Raw genomic sequence first — 22,049 nt, forward strand, 5'->3', positions numbered from 1 at the left:
CACGTCTGATCCTGGCAGAGGGGTACATGGATGTCATCGCCATCAATCAAGCCGGCTTCTCCAACGTGGTGGCAACGCTGGGAACTGCCATCACGCCGGAACAGGCACGAAAAATTTCCAATTACGCCAAGGAAGTCATCATCGCCTACGACAGCGATGGTGCCGGACAGACAGCCACACAGAAGGCGATCCGCCATTTCAGCGAGGTCGGGCTGCCAACACGAATCCTGCACATGTCCGGTGCCAAGGATCCGGACGAATACATCAAACGGTTCGGACCGGAGCGCTTCCGGCTGCTGTTGGAACAGGCGGGAGATGCCATCAACTTTCAGCTGGAGCGCTGCGAGGAGGGGCTGGATGTTGCCACAGATGCCGGAAAAGTCCAGCTTCTGAAACGAACCGTTTCGGTTTTGGCAGACATTCCCGATCCCATCCAGCAGGAGATCTACCTCTCCCGCACTGCAAACAAATGGGAAATCTCCGCCGATGTTCTGCGCCAGCAGGTGGCATATCGGCAGAGAAGCAAGAAAAAAATCGAAGAGGAAAAAGCGTGGAGATCCATCATGGAACACACCGCCAATCCGGATCCGCAAATTCCGCAGGCTTCCGCCCATCTGAAAGAAGTCAAGGCAGAGGAGCGAATCCTGTACGATCTGCTGCGGTATCCGGAGGAAGGCGATTGGATTTCGCAGGAACTGACAGAAGCCGAGTTCCTGACACCGCTTTATCAGCAGGTCTACCGCATTTTTCTGGCGTGCCGGAACTCCGACGGGGTGTTTACTCTCTCCTCGCTCAGCGGTGAATTGTCCAACGATGAGATGGGAAAAATCAGTGGGATTCTGGCAAAATATCAGGATTTTCCAGTATCAAAAAAGGAAATTCAAGATTGCATCCACACACTGAAAAGCAGCGATTCCGGCGAAGTCGAAACGGACGATGATCTGCTCTCGCTGGTGCAGAAAAAGGCTCACAAGACTTGAGGCGGCTCTTCGTGATAGGACTATGAATATAGAAAGGATGATTGTTCCATGGAACAAAAAAAGGTGACGATCGAAGCATTATTGGAAAAGGGAAAGGTCAACGGAAAGCTCTCTGAAAAAGAGATCACCGATGTTATGGAGGATCTGGACTTCGACCTCGACCAGTTTTTGAGCAGATGCGAACAGCTGAACATTGAGATCATCAACGACTCTTCAATGGACACCGCCTCCAGAGATTCCGACATCAGCCTGAATGCAGATGATCTGGAACTATCCCTCTCCACAGAGGGCATCGCCATTGACGACCCCGTCAAGATCTATCTCAAGGAGATCGGCCGTGTTCCCCTGCTGTCCATGGACGAGGAAAAACAGCTGGCAGAGCGCATGGCACAGGGCGACAGCAGCGCCAAGAAGCGTCTGTGCGAGGCAAACCTCCGTCTGGTGGTCAGCATTGCCAAGAAATATGTGGGACGTGGCATGCAGTTTCTGGATCTGATCCAGGAGGGCAACCTCGGTTTGCTGAAAGCCGTGGAGAAGTTCGACTACAACAAGGGGTTCAAGTTCTCTACTTATGCCACTTGGTGGATTCGGCAGGCCATCACCCGTGCCATTGCCGATCAGGCAAGAACCATCCGCATTCCGGTACACATGGTGGAAACCATCACCCGTGTCAAGAAAGCAACCAGCCAGCTGCTTCACGAAACCGGTCGTGAGCCTACACCGGAAGAAATCGCAGAGCGTCTGGGTATGCCGGTGGAGCGTGTCTGCGAAGTGATGCGCATTGCACAGGATCCGGTTTCTCTGGAAACGCCGATCGGCGAGGAAGAGGACAGTCATCTGGGCGATTTCATCGAGGACGAAAACGCACTGGCACCGGAGGACGCTGCTTCGCTGATGCTCCTCAAGGAACAGCTGGACAAGGTGCTGTCCACGCTGACCGAGCGGGAGGCAAAGGTGCTCCGTCTGCGGTTTGGGCTGGAGGACGGACGTTCCCGCACACTAGAGGAAGTGGGCAAGGAATTCGATGTCACCAGAGAGCGCATCCGGCAGATCGAGGCAAAGGCACTGCGGAAACTCCGCCACCCCAGCCGCAGTAAGCTCCTGATGACGCTGCCGACCAAGAACAACTGAGAACCTGTCTTCACAGGTGTACGCATGTGCCTTGTGAAGACGTGCTCTAAACTTTCAAAAACCAATCTGCCCAGCTGTCCGAAAACAGACAGTACCAAGAAAGGATGGCAATGCTATGGAACAGAAAAAGATGACAATCGAAGCACTGCTGGAAAAAGGAAAAACAACCGGAAAGCTCTCTGAAAAAGAGGTCTTTGATGTTCTGGAGGAACAGGACTTTGATCTGGAACAGTTTCTCGGCAGATGTGAACAGCTGAACATTGAGATCATCAACGACAATTCAGAAGGCCCTTCCTTTCATGACACGGACGAAAATCTAAATGTGGATGATTTGGAATCCTCCCTCTCCACAGACGGCATTGCCATTGACGACCCCGTCAAGATCTACCTCAAGGAGATCGGCCGTGTTCCCCTGCTGTCCATGGAGGAGGAAAAGCAGCTGGCAGAGCGCATGGCACAGGGCGACACCAATGCCAAAAAGCGTCTTTGCGAGGCAAACCTCCGTCTGGTGGTCAGCATCGCCAAAAAGTTCGTGGGACGTGGTATGCAGTTTCTGGATCTGATTCAGGAGGGCAACCTCGGTTTGCTGAAAGCTGTGGAAAAGTTCGACTATAACAAGGGGTTCAAGTTCTCTACCTATGCTACTTGGTGGATTCGGCAGGCCATCACCCGTGCCATTGCCGATCAGGCGAGAACCATCCGTATTCCGGTGCACATGGTGGAGACCATCACCAAGGTGAAAAAGGCATCCAGCCAGCTGCTCCATGAAACCGGACATGACCCGACCACGGAGGAGATCGCAGAGCGTTTGGAAATGCCGGTGGAGCGGATTCAGGAGATCATCCGCATTGCACAGGATCCGGTTTCTCTGGAAACGCCAATCGGCGAGGAAGAGGACAGCCATCTGGGCGATTTCATTCAGGATGACGATGCTCCGGCTCCGGCAGATGCCGCTTCGCTCATGCTTCTCAAGGAGCAGCTGAACGAGGTGCTCTCCACATTGAGTGATCGGGAAGCAAGAGTGCTTCGCCTGCGATTCGGTCTGGAGGACGGCCGTGCACGCACGCTGGAGGAAGTAGGCAAGGAATTTGACGTCACCAGAGAGCGCATCCGGCAGATCGAGGCAAAGGCACTGCGGAAACTCCGTCACCCCAGCCGCAGCAAAAAGGTCAAGGATTTTCTGGACTAATCCTGTAGGTACAGCTCCTGCTGCCTTCCAATTTCGCCCTGTAACGTATAAGTAATTTCCCATTGCAGACCGCTTTCTGTTTCGAGAGCGGTCTTTTTTTGGTCTAGCACCACGACATCCTGCAAAAAATTTGCCTCATAGCGCTGCTTTTGTTCCGCCAGATTCTGCTCTGCCTCCTCCGGCGTGAATTCCAGTGTGTGTGTGCGGCAGGCGGTATATGTTTCTTCATAAACGCCAATGGGCAGTTCCTGCCCCAGCAGAGAAAACCAGTGTGTGGACGCTGTTTTCACATAGTCCGCATAGGGATTCTCTGTCGTCCCCAGCGGAATATGCCATGTAAACAAATCCAGATACCGGCAGATCGTCTGATCCGCAGCAGGCGCTCGCTGCTGCTGCACGAAATCACAGGAAAAGACCTCCGTCTGTTCGTAAATACCCTCCACCTGTCCCATTGCATGGCGGATGAACACGTGCCCAAACTCATCGCCCCACACACCGCTGATGAGGAGATCCCCCTTTCGCACCAGATCTCCTGTCAGACGCTTTACCTGTCCGGACTGGACGGTGAAAGACACGATCTGCGCATCTCTCTCGGCAACCACATTGCAGGGGACACGTGATCGCAGCATCTCCGGCTGCGGTGTCGCCTCCATCACCTCTACCACAAGCCGGTTGCCCGTGTGCCGAATGCCAACCCATGCCAGCGATTCGATTCCGGCACGCAGATGGTGTTCGCAGTTGGCGAGATCAAGAGACGGAATCCAGCTGCCACGCTGCACATTATCCTCCTGTAAAACTGCCAGAATTTCCTGCTCTGACACAGTTTCATTTCCGATGACGTCTATGGTCATGATGATATTCGAACCGTAGAACAAAAGCCCAGCAACCAGCAGAAGTCCCGCAGGAATGCCAAAGCGAAACCGGTAGCGATGGAGAAAATACCGCAGCGTTTTCTGGGGCGTGATTTGTAGGGTGACACCATATTGTTCCGCCAGCGCCTGCACCGGTTTTCGTGCTTTTTCATAGATATAGAACCGGTAGGAGTTCCCACGGCACTGCTGTTTTCGGCAGCAGATTCCCGTCGATTGCATGGCGTTCAGAAACGAATAGAGCTTACCGCCGCTTGCAATGATCTGAAGATCACCGTGCAGCTGCCGTCCCATGCCTGCCTCCTTTCAGCGTCAGGGAAATTGACTGGATTTCCCCATGAATCCACAGGCACTCCGGCGTACGGCTGTCTGCCTCCAGATTGCGCCCCCAGATTTCTAAAATCAGTTCCGTCGTCTGCACCACAATGCGAATCTCGTTGTATTCCAGCACTTTGCGGCAATTCTCAAGTTTTAGCTCCCGATTGCCGCAGAGCTGCAAATAGGTTTCCAAGCCCAGCAGATTCCTACTGATCTCGGCAGCGTGTTCTCGCAGTTTTCTCATTCCGTTCACCTCACAGCTAACCTATGCCATTTCCGGAGAAAATAGCACCGCACGGCAACTCAAACCGCAGCAGCGCATATCCTGAAAGGAAATCCCATCAATTTCTTTTGGAGGTATTGTTATGTCTGCAAAAACAAAGCTGCTGCCAATGGGTTCCGTGCTGCTGCTCTTTCTCCTGCTCTTTTGCTGCGTCGCCTTTGCCACCGGCATCCGTCAAGAAATGCTGGATGCTGCGGTTCGCTGTTTTACGGTAGTGATTCCGTCTCTCTACGCCATGATGATTCTGACACAGCTGCTCACTGCCACCGAAATCTGGCGCATTCTGGGAAAGCCGTTTCGCTGGATTGCACCGCATATCTTTCACATGCCAGAGGGCTGTTTTGCTTTGTTTCTGCTGAGCCAGTTTGCCGGATATCCGGTGGGCACTTCTATCCTGCGAACACTCTACGAGAACCGAACTCTCTCCAGACAAAACGCTGCCGGACTCTGCTGTGTCTGTTACGGCGGCGGTCCGGCTTTTCTGCTGGGGATTCTAGGAGAATTTCCGCAGCGTGTTCCCTGCTTCTGGCTGATTTTCTGTGCCAATCTGCTCGCCAACTTACTCCTCGCTGCGGTACTCTTTTTCCGGCATCCGGTACAGATGCAGAGCACTGCAATCCGCCCGATTCGCAAAATCACGCCGGAGCTACTCATCGCCAGCACCAGCAACGCCGGAAAACTTCTATTGAAACTCTGCGGGATCATCCTCTGTTTTTCCGCACTCTGCGGGATTCTGGAGGAGAGCGGTGCATTTCACAGCATCGCCATGCTCTCCGGACAGCGCCTGCCCTTTTCCCCTGTCTGGATTCTGAAAAGTCTACTGGAAATCAGCTATGCGTCACAGCTCTCCCTGCCGTTTTGCTGGTATCTCCCAATGCTGGCAGCACTCCTCTCCTTTGGCGGATGCTGTGTGTGCATGCAGATTCGTGCAGCTGGCGGGGACCTCATCTCCCTATCCCGATTTTTTCTGATACGGCTTTTGGCAGCAGTGCTCTCCGGCACATTCTGCCGCATTGGTATGTGCTGGATTCCCTGGAAAAATGCCGAGGCATTTCAGATGGTATCGGCTCCGGCAGCAGCCGGCTTCCACAAGGGCACATTTTTCCCCGTCTGCATGCTGCTGATTATGACAGGGCTGCTGCTGCAGGAAACCGACCGGCGCAAGCCGCTCTCAAAAACGAAAAAAATCGGCGCTTGATTTTTTCCGAATTTTCTTGACTTTTTTGTGGAAATACACTATAATAAAAAGAAGAATAATTCTGTGCAATTTGCGGTGCATGCCGCAGCTTTTCAGAAAGGGGATTTTTCAATCATGAAATTGCGCAAAACTTTAGTTGCACTTGCTGCCGCAGGTGTGATGTCGCTCTCCTGCCTCTCGACCAGTCTTCCGGCGATTCCGGCAAGTCTGTCAGCGGCAGCTGCTGATGACAACAATGACGACTGGCTTCACGCAGTGGGCAGCCGTCTGTACGACTCGGAGGGACACGAGGTATGGCTCACCGGTGCCAACTGGTTCGGCTTCAACTGTACCGAGAACTGTGCCCACGGACTCTATGCCACCGATATTGACAAGTTCCTGCAAGCCGTCGGCAACCACGGCATCAATCTGATCCGTATGCCAATTTCCACCGAGCTGCTGGTTTCGTGGATGAATGGCTCGCCGGATCCTGTCAGCTCCGTCAACGCCGGCTATGAACCGCCGAAGGATGTGGTTGGAGAAGACGGTACCGTTACCAAAGCAGGAACTTACGTCAACACCAACAAAGATTTCGTCATGGAGGACGGTAAAACTCTAAAAAACAGCATGGAGATCTTCGATGTCATCATGCAGAAAATGAAGGAATACGGGCTGAAGGTCATGATCGACGTTCACAGTCCGGCAGAACACAACTCCGGCCACAACTACAATCTGTGGTACTACACCTCCGCTGCATCGGACGGTGACACCATGGCAGTCGGCGCAGCTTCTGGTGAGAAGATCACATGGGACATGTGGAAGGACTCGGTGACCTGGCTTGCTAAGAAATACAGCAACGACGATACCATCATTGGCTATGACCTGAAAAACGAACCTCACGGAAAGCGTGGCTACAGCGGCTCTAAGTGTCCGGAGGACATTGCAAAGTGGGACGACTCCACCGATCAGAACAACTGGGCATATTCTGCAACCGAATGTGGTAACTCCATTCTGGATGTGAACCCCAATGCGCTGATCTTTATTGAGGGCGTTGAGCAGTACCCCAAGACTGAAAAGGGCTACACCTATGACACCGCAGACATCTGGCAGGCTCCGGCAGACCAGTCGCCGTGGTACGGCGCATGGTGGGGCGGTAACCTCCGTGGTGTCAAGGACTACCCCATCGACTTTGGCTCCAGCTCCAGAAACAGCCAGATCGTCTACTCCCCGCATGACTACGGTCCCTCTGTCTACAACCAGACCTGGTTCGACAAGGATTTCACCACACAAACCCTGCTGGACGACTACTGGTACGACACATGGGCATACATCAACGATAAGGAAATCGCACCGCTGCTGATCGGTGAGTGGGGCGGTCATATGGACGGCGGAAAGAACCAGAAATGGATGGAGCTGCTCCGTGACTACATGATCAAAAACCACATCAACCATACTTTCTGGTGCCTGAACCCCAACTCCGGCGATACCGGCGGACTTTTGGGCTACGACTTCTCCACATGGGATGATGACAAGTATAGTCTGTTTGAACCGTCCCTGTGGCAGACACAAAAGACAGAAAAATACATCAGTCTGGATCATGAGCGTGCACTGGGTACCGGCAGCACCAGCATTTCCCTCGGCGACTTCTACAAGTCCTATGCATCCACAGAGGGCAGCAATCTGGACGGCGGTACAGTCTGGAATGGAAAATCTGATCCGATCACAACCGGCGCAACCACAACCTCCGGAAACACCACTACCACCACTTCTACTTCCACCGCACCGTCTGCCGTTACCGGCGACATCAACAAGGACGGCAAGGTGACTAGTGCGGATATGGTACAGCTTGCAAAATATCTGCTGCGGGAAAAGACAGACAGAGAAATGGACTTCAAAGCTGGCGATGTCAACGGCGATGGCGTTCTGAACGGACTAGATCTCGTACTCTATAAGCAGTTCCTCGCCGGCACGATCACCAACTTCCCGAAGTGAGGCAAACCATGAAGCGCAAAAACTATCTCTCGTGGGACGAGTATTTTATGGGCATTGCCCTGCTCTCTGCGGAGCGCAGCAAGGATGACCATACGCAGGTCGGCGCCTGCATTGTCAATCAGGAACACAAGATCGTTTCCGTTGGCTACAACGGCATGCCCACCGGCTGCAACGATGACGACATGCCGTGGGAACGGGAGGGCGAATTTTTGGACACCAAATATCCCTTTGTGTGTCACGCAGAACTCAACGCCATTCTCAACCGCAGCGCCGGAAGTTTGCAGGGATGCAGCCTTTATGTGACGCTTTTTCCCTGCAACGAGTGTGCAAAGGCCATCATTCAAAGCGGCATTCGGGAGATCATCTACTACGATGACAAGTATGCCGACTCCGATGCCACACGGGCATCCCGCCGGATGTTCCTGCTCACCGGTGTTACATGCCGGCCCTATCATCACACGGAACGGGAAATGACCATCAAACTATAAGAGCCCGTCTTCACAAGCGTATACAAGTGTCTTGTGAAGACAGGTTCTAAGAATCTTTCTTCACAAAGGTGCTCTTCCAGACTTCTGGGAGAGCACTTTTTTATGGGAAGTCTCCCATTTTTCTTCAATTCGATTTTTTTCAGTTTTTTTCAAAAATCCTTTGTCTTTTTCCTGAAAATATGATATAATAAGAAGAGCATATCTTCAGATATCTGATTTATCAAAGAAAGGACGAATCGCACTCATGCGTATCCGCTGTAAACCTTGGGCAAAGCCGGAATTGGAGGCGTGCCCGTTTTATATCACCGACCCGAAAACCTGCAAGGGACGATGGGAAATGCAGTTTCCCAAAAAGCAGCCGCTGCGACTGGAACTGGGATGCGGAAAGGGTGGCTTTATTGCACAGGAAGCTCCCGCCAACCCTGATTATAACTATGTCGCTATCGACATCAAAAACGAAATGCTGGTACTGGCAAAGCGAAAGCTGGAGGCAGCTTATGCGGAAAAAAATATTCCCATGGACAACATCCGCATTTGCATTGACAACATTATGTATCTCTCCGCCTGTTTCGCCGAGACCGATCGAATCGACCGGATCTACATCAACTTCTGCAATCCCTGGCCACGCGGCAAGCACAAGAAGCGCCGTCTGACACATCCTCGCCAGCTGGTACAGTACCGGCAGATTCTGGACGGCGAAATCTGGTTCAAGACGGACGATGCCGGATTGTTCGAGGACTCCCTGCAATATTTCCCGCAGGCTGGATTCCGCATTCGCACCATGACACATGATCTGCACAAGGAACCGGCGCTGTGTTATTTTGAAACCGAGCATGAAAAGATGTTCACGGAGATGGGAAAACCCATCCATTTTCTAATTGCAGAGCCAGACCCTGACGTTCCTGCGGAGGCACTGCAGGAATGGATGAATACTTACGAAAGGAATGGCTGATATGGATTTTTCAATGAAAAACAGCAAGTTCGTCAACAAATATTTTTCAGAGCTGATGGATCGCAGCAATGCAGCACCAATGGAAATCATTGCGGACGGAACTCAGGCAAACGAAAATCCGGCTGCATGCTACCGGGGATTCGGCTGCGTCAGCGCCAACAATTCCTCCCGACTGCTCCTGGACTACAAGGCAGAGCATCCGCAGGCATACGAGGAGATCATGCGCCTGCTGTTCCAGAAAAATTATGGTGCCTGCCTGACGCACATCAAGCTTGAACTAGGTGCCGATATCAACTCTTCTTCCGGCACAGAGCCAGCTACCAAGCGTTCTGCCAATGAGCCTGCCGACGTCACACGCGGCGCAGGGTTTCAGTTTGCCGCCGATGCCAAGGCAATCAATCCGGATATCACAGTGGATTTCCTGCGCTGGGGCGAACCGGGCTGGGTCACACACGCATTTACCATCAGTCAGGAAAACGGGCTGAGCGCCCGCTATCGCTGGTACAAGGAGACGCTGGATGCTGCCTACGCTGTCTACGGACTGAAGTTCGATTACATCAGCGCAGACCAGAACGAAACGGATACACCAGATGAGGCGTGGATTCTCTACCTGCGCTATCGGCTGGATCACGAAACCAATGCGCCCTATGATTACAGCAAGATCAAGATCATCGCTTCGGATGAGGTAGGTTCCCGCAACATCGCAGAGCAGATGGTAGACAACAGCGTTCTCCGCAATGCCGTGGATGTCATCGGCTTACACTATACCACCTTCGGCGATTCCTACACCAACCTGCTCAACGAGGCATACGGCAAGGAGATCTGGTACAGCGAGGGCATTGCGCCGTGCAATGTGCCGGAGCTGACCGTACAGGCCGACCAGTCTGGACTGATTGGCAGAAACGGCCCCATCGATGTGGCAAACCGAATCATCAACAGCTACTATAACGGCAAAATGACCATGTACGAGTTCCAGCCGGCAGTCGCCTCTTATTATAACGGCTCCTGCTATTCCCCGAAGCAGCTGATTCGTGCATGGGAACCGTGGTCAGGGCATTATGTGCTGGACATCGGCTTCTGGATGGCAATGCATTTCAGCCGGTTTTCGCAGAAAGGCTGGATGTTCATCAACGGCGCCTGCTACGGCGACGGCGAGGAAGACCACGCCATCACCAACACAACCCACAATTTCATGACACTCACCGCTCCCGACCGCAGCGAGCTCTCCATGTTCTTCACCAACGAGAGTGAGGAGCCCCGTATTTACAATGTACAGATCAAGGACATGGCATTTCAGGATGTTGCGCTCTCCACAGTTATCACTAGAGGTCCGTCCGGACGGCAGTCCTATGATGCCAACTGGTTCCAGCGTGGAAAAACCATTCGATGCAGTAAGAACAAGCACGGCATCTTCACTGTCAAAGTTCCGCCGCAGTCCATTATGACAGTAACCACGCTGGACACCAGCTGGGTCAACGGTGTCAATACCTTTTCCGGCATCCAGCCGCCGTCTTCAGCACGGCTCACACTCCCCTACCGGGACAGACTGGAATACACCAAGGAGGAAATCTGCGTCCGTGGCTGCGCACCTCGCTATATGACTGATCAGGGCGGTGCGTTCGAGCTGATCGAGACCGCAGAGGACGGCTATGTCATCTGTCAGAGAATCTCCCGGCAAATTCTCCCCACCAACTGGCGTTTCCGCGGGACACCGCTGCCGCTGACCTCTTTCGGCGATGACAAGTGGCACAGCTACAGCGCCGAGGTCGATGTCCGTCTGGCAAATCTGGATGAGAACAACTTCGCCGGCATTGGCGTTCGGTACAATTCCGCCGTCACTTGTGAGTTCTCCTCCATGTGCGGCTATACCGGCAGACTCTACGGCGACGGCAGCTGGAAGCTGATGGACATGGAAAATGTTGCTGCAGAGGGCATTCTCTCCCAAGTCAATCCCAAGGAATGGAATCATCTCAAGCTAATCGTGCTGGGCAACTCCATTTTCTTTTTCATCAACGGAAACTTCCTCACCAAGTACACCCCGCAGTGCATGATCAACAGCGGTCGTGTCAGCCTCTGCAGCGACTATTCGTGGAACATGTTCCGCAACATTGCAGTGGAGCCTGTCCGGCTTCAGCCGCTCTATGTGCGACGTATCGACTGCTTCGGCGACAACATCCTCTACAACGAAAACTGGGAAATTCACGCCATGGAGAGCTACATGTTCTACAACCGCACTTCCATGGAGGCAAAGGCTGGCGCTGAATTTTCCTGCACCTTCGAGGGAACAGGAATCTCTATCATCGGTACCGCTAAAAACGCAGAGTTTACCGTTCTGATCGACGGTCACACCATCTATGAAAATTTCTTTGTTCCGAGCAGTCTGCCACGTCAAGCGTGCCTGATTCTCGACCAGCTGCCGGAGGGTGTTCACAGCATGCGTGTCTTCCTCAACCACGGCGAATTCCGACTGGATGTGCTGGAGATTCCGGAGCCTTACTCCCGCATGACCGATACGCTGATGATTCCCAAAGAAGTTCGTGCGGAAATGACAGAGGAACAGCAGCAGGAACAGTATCGCCGCCGCTTTGTCGCAGATACCATGGACGCTGAGGCAATGCTCTGGCACATGGAACATCCTTTCACCCAGCCGCCGGAACCGGAAGAAACAGAATTCCCCGCAGAACAGCCGGCTGCACCAGAATCGGAGCACAGCGATGCAGAGTCAACGGAGAATCCGGTAACAGCAGAATCGGAAGCGACAGAATCCGCAGCAGAAACCGAGGCTGCCCTCAGTGACAGCGAGCCGGCATCTGTTCCGGAAGAGCCTGCTGCACCCACCGCAACTGAAGAATCTACCGCAGATGCTGACGATTCTGCTGGACTCCCGGAAGTCTGAGCCGCTCTATCAGCAGATCTGCCGTGCCATTCGTAGAGAAATCGCACAGGGACGGCTTCAGCCCAATGAGAAGCTGCCCTCCCGCCGTGCACTTTCCGCACATTTGCAGACCAGCTTAATGACTGTGCAGACTGCCTACGAGCAGCTGACAGCAGAGGGCTATCTCTACGCACGGCCACGTGCCGGCTATTTTGTCGATCCGGATGCACATCTGCTATTTCAAGAGCCGGATCCGCTTTTGCTCACATCGCCGATTCAGCCGGAGCCTGTCCCGCCAAAAGATCAGATTAATTTTTCCACCAGCGGTGTGGATCTGGAACAGTTTCCCTTTGCCACGTGGGCAAAGCTGTCCCGACAGGTGCTCTCTACCAAGCAGGAAACACTGCTTCACGCAACGCCTGCCATGGGATTGTATCCGCTTCGTAGGGCAATTTCTGCCCATTTGCGGGAGTTTCGGGGAATTCATGCAGCTCCGGAACAGATTCTGGTGGGCGCCGGAACGGAATATCTGTTGGGGATTCTTGTCCAGCTGCTGGGGGCTTCCAGACGATACGCTGTGGAAGAGCCGGGTTATCCCAAGGGAAAGCACATCCTGCGCAGCAATGGTGCTTCTGTCATCGGAATTCCCATGGATCAAAGCGGATTGAAAATACAAGCATTGCGTCAGTCCGGTGCAACCATTGCCCACGTTACGCCGTCTCACCAGTTTCCGACGGGCATCATTATGCCGGTGCGCAGACGGGCAGAACTGCTGGAATGGGCTGCGGAACAGCCGGAGCGATATCTCATCGAGGACGACTACGACAGCGAACTGCGGTTTCAAGGGAAACCTCTTCCGGCGATGTACAGTCTGGACAACGGCGGACATGTCATCTATATGAATACCTTTGCACGCACTCTTGCGCCCTCACTGCGAATCGGCTATGTGGTGCTGCCCCCGCTGCTGGCGAAACGGTTTGAACAGGACTTCTCGTTCTATTCCTCCACTGTGCCAAGCTTTGAACAGTACACACTGGTGCGCTTTTTACAGGAAGGGTACTTTGAACGCCACCTCAACCGCATGAAAAAGACCTATCATCAGCGGCAGGATCTCCTGATCTCTGCGCTGCGCTCCCATCCCATGAGCAAGCACATCCGTGTCTGCGGCGAAGCTGCCGGACTGCATCTGCTGTTGGAAGTCCGCCTGCCCTGCACCGAACAGGAGCTGGTACAAGCGGCACAGGAGGCGCACATTACCGTGCATGGACTCTCCGCCTACTACGAGACGGGCGGACGTGCTGCTGCGCCGCCGCAAGTGGTGTTGGGATACGCCTGCCTTTCGCCAAAGGAAATTTTAGAAGGTACCAAGCGCCTGCTGGACGCATGGAAACAATTTTTACCATGAGAGATAAAAAACGGGCACGGAAGCTGTATCGCCTCCGTGCCCGTTTTGATTCAGCGCTTTGTCAGACGCTTAGCATCCGCAGCCGCAGCCGCCGTTGTTGCCACAGCCGCCACCGTTACCGCAGCAGCAGAACAAAATCACCAGCAGAATGATAATCCAGCAGCATCCACCATTATTCTCGAAACACATAATCTTCAGTCTCCTTTGTGTCAAATTTTTTTGAAACAAACTGTTTTTTGTCTGTTTCATAGTACATTGTATGCCACAAACGAAATTGTGTGACTCCTTCGACAAATATTTCAGGAAAGTTATGGCATACTGAAAGCATACGATTTTTTCACAGACGGCAATGCCGGAGAAAGGAACTGGAGCATATGCGATACACAGAGGGATTCACTGGAAAAGCGATCCTTGCCATGAAAGAAGCAATTCATGCCGCAGAAGAACTGGGGCATACGTACATCGGAAGCGAGCATCTTCTACTGGGACTGATGGAGGAGGGCGGCAACGCTGCGGCAAGCGCACTGGCAGCGCAGCAGCTGGATGCGGACAAACTGCGCCACGCCGTTATTGATCTGGTGGGGCGTGGTATTCCGGCGGAGGTGCGGGAGGACTGTCTGACCCCCTCGCTGGTTTCCATTCTGGAGGATGCCAAGGAACGGGCACGGGATGCCGGAAAGGCACTGGCGGGAACGGAGCATCTGCTGTTGGCAATCATCCACGCCCCCTGCTGCAGTGCAGTTGCCATTCTGAAAAAACTGGGCATCAGCCTGAACCAGCTCTGTACGCTCTGTACCTGCGACAGTACCTACGGCGTGCGCATGGAGCGCCGGCACATTGACACTGTCTCCCGAAAATCCTGCCCCACTCTGTTTCAGTATGGCAGGCTGATGACTGATCCGGCGCACCCCTACCGCTATGACCCGCTGGTGGGACGTGGAAAGGAGGTGCAGCAGATTATCCGCATCCTCTCCCGCCGCACCAAAAACAACCCCTGTCTGATCGGCGAAGCCGGCGTGGGAAAGACCGCCATTGTGGAGGGCATCGCCCAGAAAATTTTACAGGGCAATGTGCCGGAGGCCATGCAGAATATGCAGCTGTTTGCGCTGGATCTGCCGGCGTTACTCTCCGGCGCAAAATATCGGGGCGATTTTGAGGAACGCCTGAAAAACTGCCTGACAGAGGCAGCCGAAAACGGGAACATCATTCTGTTTATCGACGAGCTGCACACCATTGTGGGGGCCGGCGCTGCGGAGGGTGCCATTGATGCTGCCAACATGCTCAAGCCACAGCTGGCACGTGGCGAGATTCGGCTGATCGGTGCCACCACGCCCAGCGAATTCCGTGCCACCATCGGCAAGGACAGCGCACTGGAACGCCGCTTTCAGCCGGTGCAGATCACCGAGCCGAATGAAAAGCTCTGCTATGCCATGCTGCAGGGGCTGCGGAAAACCTATGCGGAATTTCACCGTGTCGAGATTGCAGACGATGTGCTGCGTGCTGCCATTCAGTACGCCGACCGCTACTTGCACGACCGTTTTCTGCCGGACAAGGCCATCGACCTGCTGGACGAAGCGTGTTCCCGTGCCCGCATTCGATGGGAACAGGAGCCGCAGGATGAAAACGCATCCGCCGCAGTGACAGAGGAGGACATCGCCGCTGTGGTCGCTGTCCGAACCGGCATCCCCACGGAAAAAATCACAGAAGCGCAGCGGCAAAAGCTGCTCACGCTCACCGACACACTCAAGCAAAAAATCGTCGGGCACGATACGATCATCGACCAGCTCTCCGTGGCGCTGTTTCGCTCTTGTACCGGATTGCAGGATCTCTCCCGCCCCATCGGCACGTTTCTCTTTGCCGGTCCTACCGGTGTGGGAAAAACTGCGCTGGCGAGCGCATTGGCGGAGCATCTCTTCGACGACAAGGACAGCCTGATTCGCATCGACATGTCGGAATTTATGGAAAAGCACGCCGTATCCAAGCTGATCGGCGCACCTCCCGGATACGTGGGATTCGAGGAGGGCGGAATGCTCTGCGAGCGTGTCCGCAAGCGCCCTTATTGTGTCATTCTGCTGGACGAGATCGAAAAGGCGCATCCGGACGTCTGCAATATTTTATTACAGATCATGGAGGATGGTGCATTGACGGATTCCAGCGGCAGAAAAACCAGCTTTCGTCATGCACTGCTCATTCTCACCTCCAACATCGGCGGAGAAACCATCCGCACCGGAGAGCATCTGGGCTTCACTGCAGAGCGTGACGGCGCATCACTCCAGCAGGCACAGGATGCACTCAAGCGCCACTTTTCTCCAGAGTTTCTGGGACGGCTGGACGGTGTCTTCTGGTTTCATCCGCTCCAGCAGAACAGTTTGGAACAAATCGCACAGCAGATGCTCACCGGACTGCAAAAGCGTCTGGAGCGAATCGAAATTGCCATGGAGTTCACGCCGGAGGCGGTGCAGCTGCTGGCAAATGCGCCCAAAACCACGCAGTACGGCGCACGCCCCATGAAGCACTACCTGACGCAAAAGGTGGAGAATGCGCTGGCAAACCGTATGCTGCACGAGGAGATTCACGCCGGAGATGCCATTCGCCTGACCGCTGCGGAAAATCAGTTCGTCGTACTGGACTGCGTTGGGACGCATTCCAATTCATAAACATCTGTTAGCGAATCCTTTCTGATCGCACATTCTTCTTCTCAACACAACAAAAAGGACAGCCGCAAATTCTTACAGCTGTCCTTTTCTATTGTATATGCAGTTTTAGAGCTTGTATTCATAGGAAATATATGCGGATTTTCGAGCAAATTTTTTTGCAGACAAGGCAAAAATTTGCAGGCATACTTTCGTATGGCAAGAATTTTTCACGCAGTATGCAACAAAATTTGCCGAAAAGACGTAGATAGACGCCTATGAACACGAGCTCTTATTCCGCCGAAATTACTGCTTGGGGAATACGACCTTACGATAAGTATCAAACTTCATCCACTTTGCAAAGAATGCGGTCTGATCCTGTTCTTTGGTCTGAGCATATTCCGAGAGAAATGCCTTTGTCTCATCGGCAGAGTGCACCAGCACCTCGAAGCCACGGCCATTGATAATCGGAACGGCATCATATGTGTATTCTTCTGCCGGCAGGATCGCAGTGATTTTCTTGTCCCGAATCTTCACAGCCACACCGTCACGGAGCACGATGCAGTCGAAGCTATCCGGATAATGATAGCTGTCGCCAACAGTGGGAATCTCATCGCCAACGGTATACGTACGGCTGGCAGGACGATACTTCAGAACGTTCAGGCTGCCTGTGTCATAGTAGAATTCCTCGAAGATGTCTCCTCTTGCCTTCAGATCGCCATACTGGAAGGAGTTGCGGTCTGCTGCATTGCTGACCTTTTCGCTGACAGCATCCACAACACCGCACGCAGAGGTCATGTTGGTAACACGGTCGATCAGAATCAGCTCGCCCAGCACCTTGTGATTGGCGAACAGATCTGCCACAATTCCCTCGGTCAGCAGAATCTCGCACACTGCAATGCCGTTCTTCTCCAGCGTATCCGTTTCCTGATGTGCACCGGTGTTGACATCAATGGCGTAGTCCACCTTGGTCAGAATACCCGGAATCAGCTTGGTTCCCAGCTTTACCAGATAGTCCTTGCCGATGCAGAGCGGCTCGTCATCCATCCACAGCAGAGAAACGGTCAGCTTCTTATAGACTGCCACAGCTGCATCCTTCACAAAGACGCAGCCACGGGAAACGTCCACTTCCTTATCCAGCGAGATGGTAACCGGCTGTCCCGCAAATGCCTCATCCACAGACTTGTCTGTCATGAGAATGCCCTTAACAGTAGCGGTTTCATTGCTGGGCAGTGTGGTGATGGCATCGCCCACACGGACGCTGCCGGCTTCGATCTGTCCCTGGAATCCACGGAATGTGTGGTCCGGACGGCATACTCGCTGTACCGGCATGTAGAAGCCCTTTTCGTGGCTGTCAGAGTGAATGTCCACGTTTTCCAGATATTCCAGAAGCGGCACACCGTCATACCACGGAATGTTCTCTGATTTTTTGGTGACATTGTCACCCTCTGTTGCAGATAGCGGGATGATGTAAATGTTTTCCAGATCCAGTTCCTTGCGCAGCTCCGCAATCTGTGCTTCGATCTCACGAAAACGTGCTTCGCTGTAGCCCACCAGATCCATCTTATTTACTGCAAAGACGAAATAGCGGATGCCCATGAGTTTGCAGATTCGTGCATGCCGTCTGGTCTGTACCAAAACGCCCTGAGATGCATCCACCAGAATGACTGCCAAATCCGCAAAGGATGCGCCGACTGCCATGTTTCTGGTATACTCCTCGTGACCCGGGGTATCTGCCACGATAAAGCTGCGGTTATCCGTGGTGAAGTAGCGGTATGCCACATCAATGGTGATGCCCTGTTCCCGCTCTGCCATCAGACCGTCCAGCAGCAGCGAATAGTCAATGGCACCGCTGCGGCTGCCCACCTTACTATCCAGTTCCAGTGTTTTTTCCTGATCTGCATACAGCAGCTTTGCGTCATAGAGAATGTGTCCGATCAACGTGGACTTGCCGTCGTCAACGCTGCCGCATGTGATAAATTTCAATAAGCCCTTCATTAGAAGTATCCCTCCCGCTTTCTACGTTCCATGCTGCCGGCTGCCTCGTTATCAATGACTCTGGAGGTACGCTCCGACGAAACAGAACTCAGCGTTTCGTCAATGATCTCATCCAGTGTGGTTGCAGTCGACTCAATACCGCCGGTCAGCGGGTAGCAGCCCAACGTCCGGAAACGAATGGACTTATACTCCGGCTTTTCTCCCGGCAGCAACGGCAGACGGTCATCATCTACCATGATAATGTTGCCATCCCGATAGACAACCGGACGCTCTGCTGCAAAGTACAGCGGTACGATATCAATATTTTCCCGCTGGATGTACTGCCAGATGTCCTTTTCTGTCCAGTTAGAAATGGGGAAAACTCGGATGCTCTCGCCCTTTTTGATGCGGGTGTTATACAGCTTCCACATTTCTGGACGCTGGTTCTTCGGATCCCACGCCTGTGCCTCATTTCGGAACGAGAAGATACGCTCCTTGGCACGGGACTTCTCCTCGTCACGTCTGCCGCCGCCAAACGCTGCGGTGAAGCCGTACTTGGTCAGTGCCTGCTTCAGCGCCTGTGTCTTCATGATGTCCGTGTAAGCTGCGCCGTGGTCGAATGGGTTGATGCCCTGCTTAACGCCCTCTTCGTTGGTGTAGACCAGCATCTCGATGCCGAGCTTCTTTGCGGTCTCATCCCGAAAACGGATCATATCCTTAAACTTCCATGTTGTATCAATGTGCAAGAACGGGAACGGCGGCTTTTCCGGATAAAATGCCTTCATGGCAAGGTGCAGCATGACAGAGCTGTCCTTTCCGATGGAGTACAGCATAACCGGCTTTTCGCACTCTGCCGCAACCTCTCGGATGATGTAGATTGCCTCAGCTTCCAGTTCGTCAAGATGTGACAATTCCTGCATATCATTTCCTCCTTGAAATGCTCTGTTTCAAAGCATTAGTAGTGATTCGATTCCTTGGTATTGATGCGGATCTCGGAGACATCGCCCTTGGGGTGTTCCACAATCCAGCGCAACACATCGCCCTCTTTTTCGGTGTGTACCAGACTTCCCATACCGCCCATATCTGCACCCAGATAAAAACGGATGGCGTGCACGGGACACTCCTTCAAACAGGAGGTGCATCCCCAGCAGTCCTTGGGGTATTTGATAAACGCCTTGCCAGTTTCATTCTGGTGAATCAGGCTGCCGGGACAGATCATGCGGCATTTTCCGCATCCAATACACTGCTTCTGATCAATGGCAATGCTCATAGTTCCGTCCCTCCTCTACCAATTCCCGAAAAACGATTTCCAGCTTTCCGTCCCGCATCCGGGAATTGACATATCTGCGCCAATGGAGATCATCCTTTTCCGGATGATCCAGATTCTCTGCGAAGCTGTGCCAGCGTGTTTCTTTTCTCGCTTTCAAATGGGCGATGACACTGCGGCAAACCACAAGGCGTTCCCGAAGCTCGTAGATGTACATCAGCTCCTGATAATCTGCGGCGTGGAGCTGGTCGGACAATTCCATCAGCCGCACGATCTTTTCATCAGCGATGTCCAGTTCCTTTTCGTGGAACCGGTAGTTGGTGCCAATGCCGCCTGCATAGGTGTCCATCACCGTCTGCATGGCATCCTCCAGCTGCTCCGTATCGAACAGTCCGCCGTTATCTTTCAGGAAATGCTCTACCTCGGCGATATGTGCCTGTACAGCTTCTGTATCCGGTGCCGTGGGAGTGTGATTCTGCAAAAATTCCAGCACAGATTCTGCGGCGATCTCGCTCTCTGCCAGTGCACCGGTCACGTACTTCTGCGGGCATCCGCCGGCGACATCGCCGGCAGCAAACAAGCCTGTAATGGTCGTGGCACGCTTGGTGTCCACCCAATAACCGCTTGCGGTATGTCCGCCTACAATATAGGGTTCTGTTCCCTCGATTTCCACATTCTGCTGAGAGGGCCTTTTACCGCTCTCGATCCATTTCAGTGTCTGAGAGGGCGCCATATTCAGATACGCTTTCATCAGGGAGTCGTCCTGTTCCGGTGTAATTCCCTCTGTGCGGAGGTAACACGGCCCTCTGCCCGCCAGATTCTCGCTGACGGTTCCGTAAACACGTTCCGAGGTGGTCAGACCGTACTTGGTTTCATAGACCTCCCCCAGAGAGTTCACCTGCTTTGCGCCGACACCCTGTGCCAGCGTACCCGTGGGAGCGATGGTATCTTTGCAGCGCAGTGCAATGAAGCGCATTTCAAAGGTGGTCATCTCCGCACCGGCACGAATGCCCATGGCATAACCTGCACCCGTATTGAACGGCGGATACCACATCTTATGCCGGGAGAAACCGGGATGATTGGGCTTATAGAGTCCGGCTGCACCGCCTGTGGCGATAATCACAGCGTTTGCCTCAATGAGATACACAGTATCATCGTTAATGCCAAATCCAAACGCACCCTGAATCCGATTGTTTTTCACAAAAAAGTCTGTGATATTGACATGGTTTTTAATCGTCACCTGCGGCAGCACTTCCACCGCTTTTGCCAGAATTGGCTTCATGTTTTCGCCGTTGATCTTCAGGTTGCGGTTGCCACGTGCCACGTACTTGCCGTTCTCGTCCTTGAGGATGACCAAGCCAAGCTGTTCCATGTGCGCCGTCACCTTGTTCAGGCGCTCCGACATGGTAAGCAGCAGATCGCCACGCACAATGCCGTCGGCATCCTTACGGGCATAGTCCACGTAATCCTGCGGTTTTCTGCCCTCTGTGATATAGGCGTTCAGTGCATTGACACCGGCTGCCAGACAGCCGCTTCGCTTGATGTGCGCCTTTTCACAGATCAGCACCTTGGCATCGGACTTTTCCGCAATGGTTAGTGCGGCATAGCATCCGGCCGTTCCGCCGCCGATGATCAGCACATCGGTTTTGCAGCGTTCTATTTTCATCTCATCACCATCCTCCCCTGTCAATGCAGAAGATATTTTTCCGCAGATGCCACACAATTGGCGCCATCTGCTGCCGCTGTGACAACCTGCCGCAGCAGTTTTGTCCGAACATCTCCGGCAGCAAAAAGTCCAGACACAGAAGTCACACCATCTTCGCCGGCAACGACATAGCCACTGGCATCCAGCGCTGCGATTCCACGCAGAAGTTCCGTATTGGGAACGCTGCCGATTGCCACAAACACACCGTCCAGCTGCAAATCCTCCGGCTTGTCGTTATGCAAAAGTTTCAGCGCTTCCACATGCTTCTCCCCCACGATCTCAGTGGGAACCGCACACAGGACGGGCACAATATTTCCCGTCTGCGCCACCTGCTTTTGCAGCGAGGCATTGGCACGGAATGCATCTCTGCGATGCACCAGATAGACCTGCTTCGCCATTCGGGAGAGGTACAGCGCATCCTCCAGCGCCGTATCTCCGCCGCCAACCACTGCCACGGTCTTGTTCTGATAAAACGCACCGTCACAGGTCGCACAGTAGGAGACTCCAAGGAGCTGACTCCCCGGAATTTCCAAACGGCGGTAGGAAGTTCCGGCGGCGTAGATCACGCTTTTTCCCATGACGCTCGTCCCATCTTTCATGAAAACGGTAAAAATGCCGTCGGTTTTGGTCAGCGCTGCCACCTCGTTTTCAGAGAACGAAGCACCCAGTTCTTCCGCATGTTCCCGAAACTTCTCGCCCAGCTCATAGCCGCCGATGCGGGGCAGTCCGGGGTAGTTGTCCACCTGCTCTGTGACAGCAATCTGTCCCGAACCCATTGCGTCTTTTTCCAAAACCAGCGCATCCAAAC

The 22,049-nt window shown here is 53.4% G+C and carries 17 protein-coding genes; 10 read left to right on the forward strand and 7 right to left on the reverse strand.

What is annotated here, in order from left to right; genetic code table 11:
• Positions 1–26 precede the first annotated feature (26 nt).
• From QZL66_RS11065 to rpoD (QZL66_RS11075), 3 genes are all read left to right on the forward strand, one after another.
• Positions 27–980, forward strand: coding sequence for a toprim domain-containing protein (locus tag QZL66_RS11065; RefSeq protein WP_022411784.1), 954 nt, complete (start codon positions 27–29; stop codon positions 978–980).
• A gap of 48 nt (positions 981–1,028) precedes the next feature.
• Positions 1,029–2,111, forward strand: coding sequence for an RNA polymerase sigma factor RpoD (rpoD, locus tag QZL66_RS11070; protein WP_022411785.1), 1,083 nt, complete (start codon positions 1,029–1,031; stop codon positions 2,109–2,111).
• A 115-nt stretch (positions 2,112–2,226) separates the two neighbouring features.
• Positions 2,227–3,300: an RNA polymerase sigma factor RpoD gene (rpoD, locus tag QZL66_RS11075; RefSeq protein WP_022411786.1), complete on the forward strand. Its 1,074-nt coding sequence runs from the start codon at positions 2,227–2,229 to the stop codon at positions 3,298–3,300.
• On the opposite strand, the gene QZL66_RS11080 is transcribed toward rpoD (QZL66_RS11075), so the two are convergent.
• Both QZL66_RS11080 and QZL66_RS11085 read right to left on the reverse strand, forming a co-directional pair.
• Positions 3,297–4,463 (reverse strand): sporulation protein YqfD, encoded by a 1,167-nt coding sequence (locus QZL66_RS11080; RefSeq protein WP_022411787.1) that lies wholly within the window; start codon positions 4,461–4,463, stop codon positions 3,297–3,299. The two genes, rpoD (QZL66_RS11075) and QZL66_RS11080, sit on opposite strands and share 4 nt — an antisense overlap.
• On the reverse strand, positions 4,441–4,731 hold the full coding sequence (locus QZL66_RS11085; protein WP_022411788.1) for a YabP/YqfC family sporulation protein: 291 nt from the start codon (positions 4,729–4,731) through the stop codon (positions 4,441–4,443). Before QZL66_RS11085 ends, QZL66_RS11080 begins: the two co-directional genes overlap by 23 nt.
• Before the next feature lie 121 nt (positions 4,732–4,852).
• Here QZL66_RS11085 and QZL66_RS11090 point away from each other — a divergent pair, with 121 nt between their 5' ends.
• The 7 genes from QZL66_RS11090 (at position 4,853) to QZL66_RS11120 (ending at position 16,316) form a co-directional block, all read left to right on the forward strand.
• Complete coding sequence (locus tag QZL66_RS11090) at positions 4,853–5,968, forward strand: hypothetical protein (protein ID WP_022411789.1); 1,116 nt, start codon at positions 4,853–4,855, stop codon at positions 5,966–5,968.
• A 114-nt stretch (positions 5,969–6,082) separates the two neighbouring features.
• Positions 6,083–7,939 (forward strand): cellulase family glycosylhydrolase, encoded by a 1,857-nt coding sequence (locus QZL66_RS11095; RefSeq protein ID WP_022411790.1) that lies wholly within the window; start codon positions 6,083–6,085, stop codon positions 7,937–7,939.
• A gap of 8 nt (positions 7,940–7,947) precedes the next feature.
• Complete coding sequence (locus QZL66_RS11100) at positions 7,948–8,427, forward strand: deoxycytidylate deaminase (RefSeq protein ID WP_022411791.1); 480 nt, start codon at positions 7,948–7,950, stop codon at positions 8,425–8,427.
• Between the two features lie 244 nt (positions 8,428–8,671).
• Complete coding sequence (gene trmB / locus QZL66_RS11105) at positions 8,672–9,379, forward strand: tRNA (guanosine(46)-N7)-methyltransferase TrmB (RefSeq protein ID WP_022411792.1); 708 nt, start codon at positions 8,672–8,674, stop codon at positions 9,377–9,379.
• A gap of 1 nt (position 9,380) precedes the next feature.
• On the forward strand, positions 9,381–12,275 hold the full coding sequence (locus QZL66_RS11110; RefSeq protein ID WP_022411793.1) for a glycosyl hydrolase family 59: 2,895 nt from the start codon (positions 9,381–9,383) through the stop codon (positions 12,273–12,275).
• On the forward strand, positions 12,241–13,659 hold the full coding sequence (locus QZL66_RS11115) for a MocR-like pyridoxine biosynthesis transcription factor PdxR (protein WP_022411794.1): 1,419 nt from the start codon (positions 12,241–12,243) through the stop codon (positions 13,657–13,659). The genes QZL66_RS11110 and QZL66_RS11115 overlap by 35 nt, the downstream gene beginning before the upstream one ends.
• Positions 13,660–14,033: 374 nt before the next feature.
• The gene (locus QZL66_RS11120; protein ID WP_022411796.1) at positions 14,034–16,316 is read left to right on the forward strand and encodes an ATP-dependent Clp protease ATP-binding subunit; all 2,283 of its coding nucleotides are present in this window, start codon (positions 14,034–14,036) and stop codon (positions 16,314–16,316) included.
• Between the two features lie 282 nt (positions 16,317–16,598).
• Here QZL66_RS11120 and QZL66_RS11125 read toward each other — a convergent pair whose 3' ends face one another.
• From QZL66_RS11125 to QZL66_RS11145, 5 genes are all read right to left on the reverse strand, one after another.
• On the reverse strand, positions 16,599–18,290 hold the full coding sequence (locus tag QZL66_RS11125) for a sulfate adenylyltransferase subunit 1 (protein ID WP_022411797.1): 1,692 nt from the start codon (positions 18,288–18,290) through the stop codon (positions 16,599–16,601).
• Entirely contained in the window at positions 18,290–19,189 is a 900-nt protein-coding gene (gene cysD, locus QZL66_RS11130; protein ID WP_022411798.1) for a sulfate adenylyltransferase subunit CysD, read from the reverse strand. The genes QZL66_RS11125 and cysD overlap by 1 nt, the downstream gene beginning before the upstream one ends.
• 35 nt (positions 19,190–19,224) lie before the next feature.
• Positions 19,225–19,539, reverse strand: a complete 315-nt coding sequence (locus QZL66_RS11135) for a 4Fe-4S dicluster domain-containing protein (protein ID WP_022411799.1) — start codon at positions 19,537–19,539, stop codon at positions 19,225–19,227.
• Complete coding sequence (locus QZL66_RS11140; RefSeq protein WP_022411800.1) at positions 19,523–21,202, reverse strand: adenylyl-sulfate reductase subunit alpha; 1,680 nt, start codon at positions 21,200–21,202, stop codon at positions 19,523–19,525. Before QZL66_RS11140 ends, QZL66_RS11135 begins: the two co-directional genes overlap by 17 nt.
• A 20-nt stretch (positions 21,203–21,222) precedes the next feature.
• A partial coding sequence (locus QZL66_RS11145; protein WP_293615126.1) for an NAD(P)/FAD-dependent oxidoreductase occupies positions 21,223–22,049 on the reverse strand: 827 nt, incomplete at its 5' end.

Source organism: Ruminococcus sp. CAG:330, from assembly GCF_000437175.1.
Classification (GTDB): domain Bacteria; phylum Bacillota; class Clostridia; order Oscillospirales; family Ruminococcaceae; genus Ruminococcus_C.